This window comes from Granulicella sp. L46 (assembly GCF_009765785.1).
Classification (GTDB): Bacteria; Acidobacteriota; Terriglobia; order Terriglobales; family Acidobacteriaceae; genus Granulicella.
Genome location: NZ_LMUT01000005.1, coordinates 174,642 through 187,667, shown reverse-complemented (window position 1 = coordinate 187,667; position 13,026 = coordinate 174,642). Strand labels below are relative to the sequence as shown.

The 13,026-nt window shown below is 61.8% G+C and carries 12 protein-coding genes; 5 read left to right on the top strand and 7 right to left on the bottom strand.

What is annotated here, in order from left to right; translation table 11 throughout:
* Positions 1-62: 62 nt before the first annotated feature.
* The 4 genes from GSQ80_RS04920 to GSQ80_RS04905 form a co-directional block, all read right to left on the bottom strand.
* On the bottom strand, positions 63-1,223 hold the full coding sequence (locus tag GSQ80_RS04920; RefSeq protein WP_254059449.1) for a hypothetical protein: 1,161 nt from the start codon (positions 1,221-1,223) through the stop codon (positions 63-65).
* Positions 1,224-1,594: 371 nt separating this feature from the next.
* Positions 1,595-1,924: a DMT family protein gene (locus GSQ80_RS04915; RefSeq protein WP_158786435.1), complete on the bottom strand. Its 330-nt coding sequence runs from the start codon at positions 1,922-1,924 to the stop codon at positions 1,595-1,597.
* 45 nt (positions 1,925-1,969) lie between these two features.
* Positions 1,970-4,006 carry a CocE/NonD family hydrolase gene (locus GSQ80_RS04910; RefSeq protein WP_254059448.1) on the bottom strand — a complete coding sequence of 679 codons (2,037 nt, stop codon included), beginning with the start codon at positions 4,004-4,006 and terminating at the stop codon, positions 1,970-1,972.
* A 75-nt stretch (positions 4,007-4,081) separates the two neighbouring features.
* Positions 4,082-4,306 carry a CDGSH iron-sulfur domain-containing protein gene (locus GSQ80_RS04905; protein ID WP_158786433.1) on the bottom strand — a complete coding sequence of 75 codons (225 nt, stop codon included), beginning with the start codon at positions 4,304-4,306 and terminating at the stop codon, positions 4,082-4,084.
* Positions 4,307-4,421: 115 nt separating this feature from the next.
* On the opposite strand from GSQ80_RS04905, the gene GSQ80_RS04900 reads away from it, so the two are divergent.
* On the top strand, positions 4,422-6,431 hold the full coding sequence (locus GSQ80_RS04900) for a CocE/NonD family hydrolase (RefSeq protein ID WP_158786431.1): 2,010 nt from the start codon (positions 4,422-4,424) through the stop codon (positions 6,429-6,431).
* A 103-nt stretch (positions 6,432-6,534) separates the two neighbouring features.
* On the opposite strand, the gene GSQ80_RS04895 is transcribed toward GSQ80_RS04900, so the two are convergent.
* From GSQ80_RS04895 to rph, 3 genes are read right to left on the bottom strand one after another with little or no spacing between them, the layout of a single operon-like run.
* Complete coding sequence (locus GSQ80_RS04895; RefSeq protein WP_158786429.1) at positions 6,535-6,804, bottom strand: UBP-type zinc finger domain-containing protein; 270 nt, start codon at positions 6,802-6,804, stop codon at positions 6,535-6,537.
* A gap of 55 nt (positions 6,805-6,859) precedes the next feature.
* The gene (locus GSQ80_RS04890) at positions 6,860-7,273 is read right to left on the bottom strand and encodes a VOC family protein (RefSeq protein WP_158786427.1); all 414 of its coding nucleotides are present in this window, start codon (positions 7,271-7,273) and stop codon (positions 6,860-6,862) included.
* 2 nt (positions 7,274-7,275) lie between these two features.
* Positions 7,276-8,028 (bottom strand): ribonuclease PH, encoded by a 753-nt coding sequence (gene rph, locus GSQ80_RS04885; RefSeq protein WP_158786425.1) that lies wholly within the window; start codon positions 8,026-8,028, stop codon positions 7,276-7,278.
* A 247-nt stretch (positions 8,029-8,275) separates the two neighbouring features.
* Here rph and GSQ80_RS04880 point away from each other — a divergent pair, with 247 nt between their 5' ends.
* The 4 genes from GSQ80_RS04880 to GSQ80_RS04865 all read left to right on the top strand — a co-directional run bounded on the left by GSQ80_RS04880 (position 8,276) and on the right by GSQ80_RS04865 (position 12,543).
* The gene (locus GSQ80_RS04880; protein ID WP_158786423.1) at positions 8,276-9,193 is read left to right on the top strand and encodes an ATP-binding protein; all 918 of its coding nucleotides are present in this window, start codon (positions 8,276-8,278) and stop codon (positions 9,191-9,193) included.
* 20 nt (positions 9,194-9,213) lie between these two features.
* Entirely contained in the window at positions 9,214-10,782 is a 1,569-nt protein-coding gene (locus GSQ80_RS04875) for a sigma-54 dependent transcriptional regulator (protein WP_254059447.1), read from the top strand.
* Entirely contained in the window at positions 10,779-11,342 is a 564-nt protein-coding gene (locus tag GSQ80_RS04870; RefSeq protein WP_158786421.1) for a hypothetical protein, read from the top strand. Before GSQ80_RS04875 ends, GSQ80_RS04870 begins: the two co-directional genes overlap by 4 nt.
* 214 nt (positions 11,343-11,556) lie before the next feature.
* Positions 11,557-12,543 carry a tagatose 1,6-diphosphate aldolase gene (locus GSQ80_RS04865; RefSeq protein ID WP_158786419.1) on the top strand — a complete coding sequence of 329 codons (987 nt, stop codon included), beginning with the start codon at positions 11,557-11,559 and terminating at the stop codon, positions 12,541-12,543.
* Positions 12,544-13,026 lie beyond the last annotated feature (483 nt).

Below are 13,026 nucleotides of genomic sequence, written 5' to 3'. Positions count from 1 at the left end.
CTACACACCCAGGCCCTACCTACGTGTAAATTCCACTGCAACCGCTTCTATCGCGAACTCGCCTACCGCTGTCCGCCTTCCGGTCCGCCGCCGCCTTCGCCGCCCTCGCCACCGCCCAGGCTCCACGGCGACAACGTCATCGTCTGCCCGCTCGGCGACGCCCGCAGAATCGCGTCCACGCCCGCCAACAACGTCACCGCCATCGGTGTCTCCGTATCCGAGCTCGGCGAAGTCGCCACAATCATCACCGCATCCCCAACCTTCAACCCAGCCAACGTCTCGGTCGGTAGCCGCGACAACATCTGCGACAGATCCGACCCCGCACTCCGCTCGCGCTGCGCCCCATCGGCAGCCGGAGCTCCTTGAGCTGCACCCGCGGCTCCTGGCGCTGCGCCCGTTCCCTTCATCCGCGCCGCCACCCTCTCCGCCATCATTGGAGGAATCCTCCGCACATCGCTATTCGCCCCCACCGCCACCGTCACCGTCTTCTTCGTCGTCAGATCTTTCAGCGTGACAGTCCCCGCCGTCGCATCGATCGAAGCAACCAGCCCCGAATAATTCCGGAACATCCCGGTCACCAACTCATCGGCCGTAATCGTGCTTCCATCAGCCGACTTCGTGCCCCGCACCCGCAGCTGATCGCCCTTCTGAATCTGCGCAATCGTGCTCACCTTCGCATCCGCAAACCGCACCGACTCACCCGAGTAGCGCCGAATCACAGTCTGCGGCGTCACCATCACCGTCACCGTCTTCAGCCCGCTCGCAATCACAATCGTTCCTGTGGCCGGGTCAACCGACTTCACAATCCCGCCCCCACCCTTGCTCCAGGCCGCCTCTTCCGCCTGGTGCGTCGCCGCAATCGCCCCCGCCTTCATCAAAATCACGCGCGTCGCCGTCAATCCCGAACCGCTGGCATCCCCAACCACCAGCACCTTATCCCCAACCGTCACATCGCTCAACGTTCCCGGCGTAGCCGACTTCAAATCCTTGCTCCCGGGCGCGACCATCAATACCTTCGCCGCATCCGGAATCGTTACCACCACATCCTGCCCAGCCGCCGTCGTCAGCGTCAGCCCCGTCGCGCTCGTCGACTTCACCGTCCCCACCTGCCGCTCCCCCGCAGCTGCCGGTGCCTGCGCCGCCATCGGCATCATCGGAACCGCCAGCACAGCCATCATCATCGACACTCTCGCCCAAACTCTCGCTAAGCTCATCATTCGCATCTCTCTTGCTCTCATCCTTGGTCTCATCGCATCGGAAGTCATTCTTCTTCTACCTGTGATGCGGGAACGACCCGTCCAACCAGGCAGCGATGACCCGGCGCTCGCGCAGCCGAAGCGCCCAAAAACAAAGCCGCTTCCCGCCGGGAACACGCAGGCACTCTTCAAGATACGAACCAAGGGCGCAAAAGTTTCTCTGGAAAATACGTTTTCTAGACTACATCGCAACCAGACAAACCCGGCCCATGTGCTCATTTCTCAATAATTTACTTGGACAAACCTCGATGTGGCTGACACATCTTGCGATCGACGCTTGACCCTGTCATCCGAACTCAAACAAGGACCCGCGCGCTCAGTCAGGAAGTCTGCCGCACCTAAAACTTGTGAAACATGAAGAACGCCCCCGCCACCAAACAGGTGAAAGCCACGAAGTGGTTCCAGTGCAGCCGATCCCCAAAGTAAAACACGCTGAACACGCCGAACACACTCAACGTGATCACCTCCTGGATCACCTTCAGCTGATCCGGGGAGAACGTTCGTGAGCCAATCCGATTCGCCGGCACCTGCAGGCAATACTCAAAGAACGCGATCGACCAGCTGATCAGGATGACCTTCCACAGCGCCACTTCCTTGTACTTCAAGTGGCCATACCACGCAAACGTCATAAAGATGTTTGATCCGATCAGAAGCAACACAGTCCACATTTCAACTTGGATGCTGGTTGACCCGGACCGTCATCATCTTTTTCGCTACGGCAAAGCCGCTCCATCCGCCACCGGCAGATCCAAATGCGACGGATACTTCGCCGACCCAAAAATCGACACCGTCTCCGACTGATATGCCGACGCCGGCGCTGTCATGATGTTCTCCACATACGTCTGCGGATTCCGGTCATACAGCGGAAACCAGCTCGACTGCACCTCCACCATCATCCGATGCCCCTTCAAAAACGTATGGTCCACCCCATGCAGACTCCACTTGTACTCGGCCACCTCACCCGGCTTCACCGCCTCCGGCTTCGTATAGCTCTTCCGATAGCGCCCGCGCAAAATCTCCTCGGCCACCATCAGCTCATATCCGCCCTTCGCGCCTTCACCCGTAGCCTCTCCAGTCTCAGGAGTCGTCACCCCATCCGCGCCCTCGGGATACACATCAACCAGCTTCACAATCCAATCCGAATCCGTGCCCGTCGTCGCGCCAAAGATATCCGCCACCACGTCGCCCGTCACCGTCACATCGCTCGTCAGCAGCGGTGTCTCAAAATTCGCCAAATCTTTTCTTCCACTCACAAACCGCTGGTCTTCCACCAGCCAAGTCCGCCAAGTCGATCCCTCACCATACGTCGACTGTACCGGCCGATGCCGATAAGGCACCGGGTCCGCCGGATCCGCCACATACGCCGCCGCCTTCACGTCATAATCACCTTTCGGCCCCACGAACCCCAGCTTATGATCGGCCTCCAAATACAAACGCTCCGCGTGATATCCCACCTTCGGCGGCCAGATCGCATACGTGTGCCACCGGTTCTCGCCCGTCCGGAAGGTAGCCGTATCCTCGAGATCAAATCCCGGCTTGCCCTTCAAATACATCTCGAAGAACGGAGCCTCGAAGTGCGCGCGATAATACGCACCCGTCTTCTCTCCACCAAACGTAATCGTTCCAAACTTCCCGCCCAGCCTGTCTCCCGGACCGCCCGCCCATCCACCGTGATTCCACGGCCCCAGCACCATCCACACCTTATGCAGCGGCTCGTTAGCCTTCTGATGCGCACGCAGCGCCGCGTACTCCGCCTGCGTCCCCCACATATCTTCCTGGTCCCAATACCCGCCCACCTCCAGCGTAGGAACCTCCGGCCGCTTCAGATGCGGCTCCACGGCCATGTCCTGCCAGAACTTCACATAACTCGGTTCCGTCAGAAAAACCTTCGCCGTTGGCAGGTCTGTCATCCCCGCCGACGCTGCCGCGCCCGCAAAGTTCACATGACTCAGGAAGAAATTGAACTGATCCTCCTTCGAGCTCACCACCCCATCCGTCTTCTGCGCCTCGAGCTGCTGCACATAATCAAATCCATACGACTCGCGAAACGCCCCATTGTGAAAGAAGTCATCGCCCACCCAAATATTCGTCATCGGAGCCTGCGGGCTGATCGCCTTCACCGCCGGGTTCGCATCAATCCCCGCCATCATCGCCAGGAACCCCGGATAGCTGATCCCCAGCACGCCCACCTTGCCAGCATTGTTCGGCACATTCTTCACCAGCCAGTCGACGGTGTCATTCGTATCAGTCGTCTCATCCACACCATCCTTCGTAGCATGCGAAACAATCGGCCGGTTCATCACAAACTTCCCACCCGACGCATACCGCCCGCGAATATCCTGCGCCACAAAGATGTATCCGCTCGCCGCCAGCTCCGGCTTTTGCAGCTTCAGCCCAACGTCCGAATACCCCTCCACTCCATACGGCGTCCTCGTCATCAGAAACGGCAGCGGCGCCCCATCCTTCTCGCTCCCCACCGGCCGCAGAATCACCGTGTGCAGCGTCGCCCCATCGCGCATCGGAATCATCACCTCCGACCGCACGTACTCCGGCCCGTGATAGTCCTTCAACGCCGCAGCAATTCGAGCCTTCCGCGCCGCCGCCTCATCCTCAGCCTTCGCCGGAACTGCCGCAGGCACCTGCGTCGTGATCGTCGGAATTGTCGTCGAAGCCGGCGCCGTCTGCGCAAAACCATACCCACCCAAGCTCCCCACCAACCCCAGACAAACCGCCAGCTTCATCGACCGCATGTGCACTCTCCCAAACAGCATCCACAACGCTGAACTGACAACTGAGAACTAACAACTGAGCACTGAGAACCGCCCCTAAGTAAGATTTCCCGGAGGCACGGTCTCACACAACCAGTTATTCCGCGCATGCGCTCCATCACAGAACGGGCGCTTCTCGCTCAACCCGCAACGACAAAGACTAATCGCCGGCTTACCCGTCAAATCCCACTCCCGCCCATCGGCATCCTTCAGCACAATATGCCCTTCCACCCGCAACGGACCATTCGGCCGCACCGTAATACAAACTGTCTCATCTGCCATATCCAACACCTCCATACGAACCTCCAGCATAGCAGCGCCGACTCCCCGACAGACCGCTCGCCCCCGCTGCTATCCTGAATATTCACTCAGCCCAACCGGGCCAACAGGACACGTCATGTATCGTCTCGCCACCGCGCTTGCCCTTTCGCTCCTCTTCGTCTCCAGCCACTCCATCGCGCAGGAACAGGACCCGGCCAAAACCGTCACCGACGAGCTGAATCCCAATTTCAAACCGCCCGCAATCACACCTGCCGCGGCGCCTGACTACGAAAAACACGTCGTCATGATTCCCATGCGCGACGGCGTCAAGCTCTACACCGTCATCGTCGTGCCCAAGGACGCCAAGGGAGCGCCCATCGTGCTCACGCGCACCTGCTACAACGCCGCCGGACGCGCCGCCCGCTCTACCTCCCCGAAGATGCTCGAAGCCCTCCCGCTCAGCGACGAGGACTTCGTCAAGAACGGCTACATCCGCGTCTATCAGGACGTCCGCGGCAAGTACGGCTCTGAGGGCATCTACCTCATGACCCCGCCGCCCGTAGGCTCTGGCTTCAACACCTCAGGCGCCGACGACACCACCGACGCCTACGACACCATTGATTGGCTAGTGAAGAACGTACCGGAATCCAACGGCCGCGTCGGCATGATCGGCTCTTCCTATGAAGGCTTCACCGTCGTCATGGCGCTGCTCCACCCACATCCCGCGCTCAAGGTAGCCGCACCCGAAAGCCCCATGGTCGACGGCTGGATGGGCGACGACTGGTTCCACTACGGCGCTTTCCGTCAGCCGAACCTCGACTATTTTACGGAGCAGACAGCGAAGCGGGGTGAAGGCTACATGGTCCCCCGCGGCGGCCGCGACGAGTATGCGAACTTCCTCCGCCTCGGCAGCACCGGCGACGCCGCCCGCGCCATGGGCGAAGATCAACTTCCCTTCTGGAAGGTGGTCGAAGCCCATCCCGCCTACGACGCCTTCTGGCAATCCCAGGCCCTCGATCATCTCCTCGCCGCCAAGGGCCTCACCGTCCCCACGCTCTGGGAGCAGGGCGAGTGGGATCAGGAAGACATGTGGGGAGCCATCCATTCCTACCGCGCCATTGAGGCCACGCACAAAAACGATCCGCTCAACCACATCGTCATGGGCCCGTGGTTCCACTCGCAAATCAATCGTAGTGGCCGCAGCCTCGGCCCTTTCCAGTGGACGACGGACACAGCCGAACAGTGGCGTCGCGACTACCTCGTTCCGTTCTTCAACACCTACCTGAAGCCCGGCTCTCCCAAATTCGATCTCCCCAAGGCGCTCATCTATGACGCCGGCGGCGAAAACCTCGGAGGCCTCGGCACCGACCACTGGGACACCCCCAAAGTCTGGCCCACGGTCTGCGAGAAAGGCTGCCCCGAAACCTCGAAGCCGCTCTACCTCACCGCCAACGGCACGCTCTCCTTCGAAGCCCCCACAGCCGGCGCACCCGACGAGTATGTCTCCGATCCCGCCAATCCCGTGCCGTTCTCCCCACGTCCCTATGACGGCTCCAACTGGCGCACCTGGCTTGTCACCGATCAGCACTTCGTAGAAGGTCGCCCCGACGTCCTCACCTATATCTCCGAGCCCCTCAAGGCGCCCCTCAAGCTAGCAGGCGAACCGGTTGCTCATCTCTGGGCCTCCACCTCCGGCACCGACTCCGACTGGGTCGTCAAAATTATCGACGTCTACCCCGACGTCCCGATGACTCGTGGCGCAGGTGCGGCAGGCGCGGGCGACACCGGCCCCTTCGCCGGCGTCCTCGGCACCCCCTACAACATGAACGGCTATGAGGCCCCCATCGGCATCGACATCTTCCGCGGCCGCTATCGCACCAGCTTCGAGCACCCCTCTGCCCTCATCCCCAACCAGGCCGCCGAGTTCACCTTCGGTCTACCCATGATCGACCGCACCATCCCCGCCGGCCATCGCCTCATGGTGCAGGTGCAGTCGACGCTCTTCCCGCTCTACGACCGCAACCCGCAAACCTTCGTCCCCAACATCTTCAACGCCAAGCCCACCGACTACATCAAGGCCACGCAAAAGATCTGGCACGAACCCGGCAAGGCCAGCTACATCAGCCTACCCATCGCAACGGAGTAGGACTTCAACCACCCCGACGAACACAACAAGCCCCCACCCGCACACCTTTCATCCAACCTCCGCACCAACTGACAACTGAGAACGGACAACGAACAACTGGCTCTTAAAACTCCACCATCACCTGATCCACAAAACACCATCCCCAAGCCTCGCCCGGCTCCACCGACCGCATTACCGGATGCTTCGTCGCATGAAAATGCTTCGTCGCATGCTTGTTCTTCGACGAGTCACAGCACGCCACATTCCCGCACACCAAACACTCCCTCAGATGGACCCACTCATCGCCCATCGCGATGCACTCTGCACATCCCTTCGCATAGCTAGCCTTCGCACTCGGCACCGGCTTCAAATGTTCAAAATGATGACACGCCATAATCCCTCCTCGATTCCTTCCTCCAACCGCAAAACGAAATCATAGCGCCATTGCCCTACTTCGTCTCCCGCGCCATCTCCCAACGGTGCCCGAACGGATCCAGCACCCCTCCCACCCGCCATCCATGATCATCCGTCATCGCGCAAAGAACTGTCGCACCCGCCGCCACCGCGCGCGCAAACAGCGCATCCGGATCATCCACCACCAGAACCAGCCGCGTCGTCACGCCGCCCACGGTCTCCGGGCTGAAGTTGCGATTCTCCGGCGACTCGTCCGCCAACCAGAACTCCGCGCCATCCACAATCATCCGAGCCACCACGCCCCCCTCGTTATCAATCAGTAGAAGATTCTCCGCGCCAAATGCTCGCTTATAGAACTCGACCGCCTCCACCCCGCGGCCCTTCTTCACCGAAATCCAGGGTGCAATCACGCACTCTCGAATCGCACTCCGACCCGCCGTCGTCTCCATCGTCAACCCTCCAGACAAGCCCTCTGCGCCGCCAGCAACTCGCGAATCCCCACCTCCGCCACATCCAGCATCTCGTCCAGCTGCTTCCGCGTGTACGTCCCCTTCTCCGCCGTAGCCTGCGTCTCCACCAAACCGCCCCCCGAGGTCATCACGACATTCATATCCACCTCCGCCCGCGAGTCCTCCTCATACGCCAGGTCCAGCAGCACCCGCCCATCCACCACCCCAACACTGGTAGCCGCCACCATCTCCCGCATCGGAGACTCCTTCAAACTCCCCGCCTCCACCAACTTCCCCAGCGCCAACGCCAGCGCGGTACAAGCTCCCGTGATCGCCGCCGTCCGCGTCCCGCCATCCGCCTGCAATACATCGCAATCCAGAATCACCGTCCGCTCCCCAAGCAGCTTCATGTCCACGACGCTGCGCAGACTTCGCCCAATCAGCCGCTGAATCTCATGCGTTCTCCCGCCAATCTTGCCCTTTTCGGCCTCCCGCGGCGACCGCGTCAGCGTAGCCCGCGGCAGCATTCCATACTCCGCCGTCACCCATCCGCGTCCCGAGTTCCGCATCCACCCCGGCACCCCATTCTCAATCGTCGCATTGCACAAAACCCGCGTATACCCCACCTCAATCAACACCGACCCCTCCGCCGTCGCCACAAATCCCGGCGTCAACTTCAGCTCCCGCGCCTCATGCGCTCCACGTCCACCACTGCGATACAGCTCCGAACCCTCAACCTTAGTCATACCGCTCATTATAGAAACCCTTCCACTCCTCTGCTCCGAATCAGTACATCCATCACTGCAATTCCCAACCGCCTGTGCTACTGTGCATCCCATAGTCCTGTTCCATCTCGGGAATTTTTTCGGGAATTCCTGATCTCAAGGCTAAATCTGTCGATAGAGGTAAGAGTAGTCCCAACCCGTCGCGATTCAATCGTTCCAATCCGGAACGCGATAGGCCACTCAAACCAAACAATACCTGTTCACCCCGGAGATCACCATGCAGGCTCAACCGCAGAGCAATCTGGCCGCACGGGTTCCCTCACCGCACGGTTTACCGCCAGTCCCAGCGCCTTCCCTCAAGACGCAGCCCGCGCCGCATCCGGCGTCCTCCCTCGCCGAAACCACCGGCCTCGCCCACGACGCAGGAAACCTGCTCGCCGCGCTCGGTCTCTACTGCGATCTCCTCAAGGTCCCTGGCGTTCTGCGTCCAGAGCATCAGCACTACGCCACCGAACTCCGCCTCATCTCCGACCGCAGCTCCCAGCTCATCCATCGCCTCCTGGCGAAGCCCGCTACCAGCATCCTTTCGCTCAGCGCGAGCGCCGCCTCTGTTCGTCCATCCAAGCGTTTTCGCCGCCGCAATGCGCGCACCTCCGACGTCCTCGCCAACACCTCCAACCACGCCGCCATGTTGCTCAGCCTTACGCCTGTGCTCCGCCGCATCGCCGCCGGAGCAGCGGACGTCGCCGTCACGTGCCAGGATTCGCTTCCTCCACTCGGCTTTCCTTCCGAAACCATCGAGCGCATCACCGTCAATCTCGTCCGCAACGCCGCCGAAGCCATTCGGCGCGACCAGGCCCGCGCCTCCTTCGTTCCCTTTCTCCCCGCTGGCGAAATCCGTGTCACCCTCGCCGTCGTCGATGATCGTCTGCAGCTAACCGTCGAAGACAATGGCCCCGGCATGTCGCCAACCAACGTCGAGGCCTATCTTCATCCCGAGCCGCTGCCACCCGGTGCCAACCACGGCCTCGGCCACCGCATCGTCCATGAGCTGGCCGCCGCCAGCGAAGGTCAGCTCTCTATCCGCGTTCGCCCCGGCCAGGGCACCTCCTTCCGTCTCAAGTGGCCCATTCAAGCCGCCCTAACCGTCGAGCCCTGCCCTTCGAACATCCACTCAAGTCCCCCTACCCCCTAAGCACCTCCGAGGATCATCCCGTGCTAACCCCCAAGCTGTACTCACCCGATTCCATCGCCCCGCTTCCACCGGTCCCCCACCAGGCCCCCGCGCCGCAGCCCTCGACCGTCTCCTGGCCCCAGTACAAACCAACGTACCCCGTCTCGCGGAGCACCGACGCCGATCGCGCCCCTGCCCTCCGTGTCCTGGTCGTAGACGACGACGCCCCCGTCCGCAATGCCTGCTCCGAGATCGCCACCAGCCTCGGCTTCACCACCCAGTCCGCCGACTCCGTCTCCACCGCGCGCCTCGCCCTCGCCCACAGTTCCATCGACATCCTTCTCCTCGATTTGAAACTTCCCGGCGGCGGTGGCCTCTCTCTCCTCGAAGACATCCACGCCCATCATCCTCAGACCATCGTCATCGTCATGACCGCCTTCGCCACCGTCAACTCTGCAGTCGAGTCCATGCGCACCGGCGCGGGCGACTATCTCACCAAACCCTTCACCCTCGAAGAGCTCTCCACCACCCTCGAGCGCGCAGCGACGCGTCGCTCCTTCGACGTCGAATCCCGCCTGCTCCGCGACCGCCTCCGCACCGGCGCCTCCATGGGCAACCTGGTCGGCAACTCGCCCGCCATGGAGAAGCTCTACCGCATACTCTCCAAGGTCGCCGGTACCACCCATCCCGTCCTCATCGTCGGCGAGTCCGGCACCGGCAAAGAACTCGTCGCCCGATCCATCCACACCAACGGATCCAACGCGAACAAGCCCTTTCTCCCAGTCGACTGCGGATCACTCGCACCCGCAATGATCGAGGGAGAACTCTTCGGCTACGCCAAGGGTGCGGTCCCCGGAACCACTCGCGCCAAGGTAGGACTGCTCGCCGGTGCAGACGGTGAAACCATCTTCCTCGACGAAGTCGGCGAACTCCCCCTCGATCTCCAAGGCCGCCTGCTCCGCACCCTGCAGGACAAAATCGTCCTCCCCATCGGCTCCGATAACGGCGCCCCCTTAACCGCCCGCGTCCTCGCCTCGACCACCCGTGATCTCACCCAGATGGTCGAGACTGGCCGCTTCCGCAAAGACCTATACTTCCGTCTCAATGTCGTCACTCTCCGCATCCCCGCACTGCGCGAGCGGCGCGGCGATATCCCGCTACTCGCGGCCCACATCCTGGAACGCATGAAAGCCGAAAACGGCCTCGCCTACACCTTCGCCGACGAAGCCCTACACCTGCTCATGGAGTACGACTGGCCCGGCAATGTCCGCGAACTCGAGCGCGCCATCGAGCGCGCCTGCTCCCTCTCCAGCGGCCCCATCCTGCATCTAGGCGACTTCCCCACCCAGATGCAGGACTACCAGTTCCACGCCCAGCAATCCCTCCAGCAATTCAATCAGGCACTCAGCCACGGCGATGCCACCACCTTCTCCGGCTCGCCGGAAACCCTCACCGTACAGTCCATCGCCGACCTCGAAAAGCAAGCCATCCTCACTACCATCACCCAGCTCCACGGCGACAAACTACTAGCCGCCCGCCTGCTCGGCATCGGCAAGACCACCCTCTACCGCAAGCTCAAGGAATATGGCCTCGGCGAGGAGCTTGCATGACGAACCCTCAGTCCACCCCTGGTGCCCCGCCGCCCTCTCTACCCTCCACCCTCTACTCTCTACACTCTGCCCTTATGCCCACAGCCCTCCTCCTGATCGCCCCTGAATCCGCCGCCCAACCCATCGCGGAAGCCCTCCGCTCGGAACTCCACGCCGAAGTCGAGACCACTGCCAGCCGCCGCGCCGCGCTCACCTTCCTGCGTCGCAAGGACTTCGCCCTCATTCTCATCGACGAGAGCCTGGCCTCCGCCGAACCGGCAACCACCGACCTCCTCTACCAGAACTCCGGCAGCGCTCTCATCCTCGAGCTCAATCTCGCCCTCTCCAGCGCCGCACGCGTTGTCCGACAAGCCCGCAGCGCACTAGCCCGCCGCACCCAGGAACTTTCGAAGGCTCACACCGCAGCCGCATCCGCCCTCCAGAGCGAACTCAATACCGCCCTCGCCGGCGTCCTGCTCGAATCGGAGCTAGCCCTCCGCGACGCGTCCCCGATCCAGGCTCCACGCCTCCGTCACCTCGTTCAACTCGCCGGCGATCTACGCGACCGCCTCCGCGCATAGCTTCCAACCCTTCCCCTGGGTGCCCCATTCACGACGGCCCCATCGTCGTGGGTGGGCTTCACAGATCTTTCACCATAACGTAACGCGCGAACAACGCACACCGCGTGCGATCCTTCCCGACCGCTATGTACAATCTCATCTGGTCGCACAGACTATACCCCGATTCCCGACGGGTTGGTCGAGCATCCAATAGCTATACAGTTCGAGGAAAATCATGAAAATCACGCCCGGAAAACTTGCTGGTCTCAAATCCGTCTCCAACGAGCGCAATGTCATCGCCGCTGCCGCCATGGATCAACGCGGATCCCTGCAGAAGTCCCTCGCCAAGGAGCGCGGCGCCACCGCCGACGGCCACGATCTCGAAGTCTTCAAAACGCTCGTCACGGAAGTCCTCACCCACTACGCCTCCGCCATCCTCCTCGATCCCGAATACGGATTGCCCGCCGCCAAACACCGCAACGGCAAAGGCCTTCTACTCGCCTACGAGAAGACCGGCTACGACGCCACCACGCAAGGCCGCCTTCCCGACCTGCTCGATCTCTGGAGCGTTCGCCGTCTAGCCGAAGCCGGCGCCGACTGCATCAAGATCCTGCTCTACTACACCCCTCTCGACCAGCCCCGCATCAACGACATCAAGCACGCCTGGGTCGAGCGCATCGGCGACGAGTGCCGCGCCCACGACATCCCCTTCTTCCTCGAGTGTGTCGGCTACGACGAGCACGGCGGCGACGAAAAGGCCATCGAATTCGCCCGCAAGAAACCCGCCGTCGTCTCCGGCTCCATGAAGGAGTTCTCCAAGCCCCGCTACGGCGTCGACGTTCTCAAAGTAGAAGTCCCCATCAACATGGAATACGTCGCCGGCACCAAGGCCAACAAGGGCGCCAACGCCTACACCCGCGCCGAAGCCCTCGACCTCTTCCGCGCCGCCGCCGCCGAAACCACCCTGCCCTTCATCTATCTCTCCGCCGGCGTCTCCAACCCGGTCTTCATCGAAACCCTGGAGCTAGCCGGCGAATCCGGCGTAGCCTTCAACGGCGTCCTCTGCGGCCGCGCCACCTGGAAAGACGGCATCGCCATCTACGCCAAACAAGGCGCCGACGCCTTCCGCAAGTGGCTGGAAACCACCGGCGTAGAAAACATCCAGAACGTAAACAAGGCCCTCGAAGCCGCCAGCCCCTGGACCCTAAAGGTCAACCCATAACCACATAGGCAAGCGAGCGCCCGGCAAGCCAGCTCTCTCGGCAAGCTAGCCCTCCCGGCAATCGAGCGCCCCCCGGCAAGCCAGCGCCGTTGCTCGTTTTTCGTCGTCATCCTGAGCGCAGCGAAGGACCCCCGTATTTGCCTTTGCTCTTGCTTTTGCCTTTGCCTTTGCCTTTGCCTTTGCTTTTGCCTTTGCTTTTGCTTTTCTGTCTGTCATTCCGAGCGCAGCGAGGAACCTGCTTTCTCCCGTTCTTGCTCTTGCCTTTCATTCTGTCATTCCCTCTGGGAATCTGCTTCCTCCAAGAGCGAGCCGCCAAGCTCGCCCTTCACTATCAACCCACACGCAATTGCGCATCCGCACCATCTCCCATACCCTGACCACCATGCGCGCCATCCACCGAGCCCTCTCCACCGCATTCCTCGTCCTCACGCTCGCATCCCCAGCCCAAACCACCCACAAGCTGGACGCCGACGCCGCGAACCT

Coding starts and splice junctions, on each gene's coding strand:
- GSQ80_RS04880 (WP_158786423.1), top strand. CDS start 8,276: ATGCAGGCTCAACCGCAGAGCAATCTGGCCGCACGGGTTCCCTCACCG.
- GSQ80_RS04865 (WP_158786419.1), top strand. CDS start 11,557: ATGAAAATCACGCCCGGAAAACTTGCTGGTCTCAAATCCGTCTCCAAC.
- GSQ80_RS04905 (WP_158786433.1), bottom strand. CDS start 4,306: ATGGCAGATGAGACAGTTTGTATTACGGTGCGGCCGAATGGTCCGTTG.
- GSQ80_RS04900 (WP_158786431.1), top strand. CDS start 4,422: ATGTATCGTCTCGCCACCGCGCTTGCCCTTTCGCTCCTCTTCGTCTCC.
- GSQ80_RS04920 (WP_254059449.1), bottom strand. CDS start 1,223: ATGCGAATGATGAGCTTAGCGAGAGTTTGGGCGAGAGTGTCGATGATG.
- GSQ80_RS04915 (WP_158786435.1), bottom strand. CDS start 1,924: ATGTGGACTGTGTTGCTTCTGATCGGATCAAACATCTTTATGACGTTT.
- GSQ80_RS04910 (WP_254059448.1), bottom strand. CDS start 4,006: ATGCGGTCGATGAAGCTGGCGGTTTGTCTGGGGTTGGTGGGGAGCTTG.
- GSQ80_RS04870 (WP_158786421.1), top strand. CDS start 10,779: ATGACGAACCCTCAGTCCACCCCTGGTGCCCCGCCGCCCTCTCTACCC.
- GSQ80_RS04890 (WP_158786427.1), bottom strand. CDS start 7,273: ATGGAGACGACGGCGGGTCGGAGTGCGATTCGAGAGTGCGTGATTGCA.
- rph (WP_158786425.1), bottom strand. CDS start 8,028: ATGAGCGGTATGACTAAGGTTGAGGGTTCGGAGCTGTATCGCAGTGGT.
- GSQ80_RS04895 (WP_158786429.1), bottom strand. CDS start 6,804: ATGGCGTGTCATCATTTTGAACATTTGAAGCCGGTGCCGAGTGCGAAG.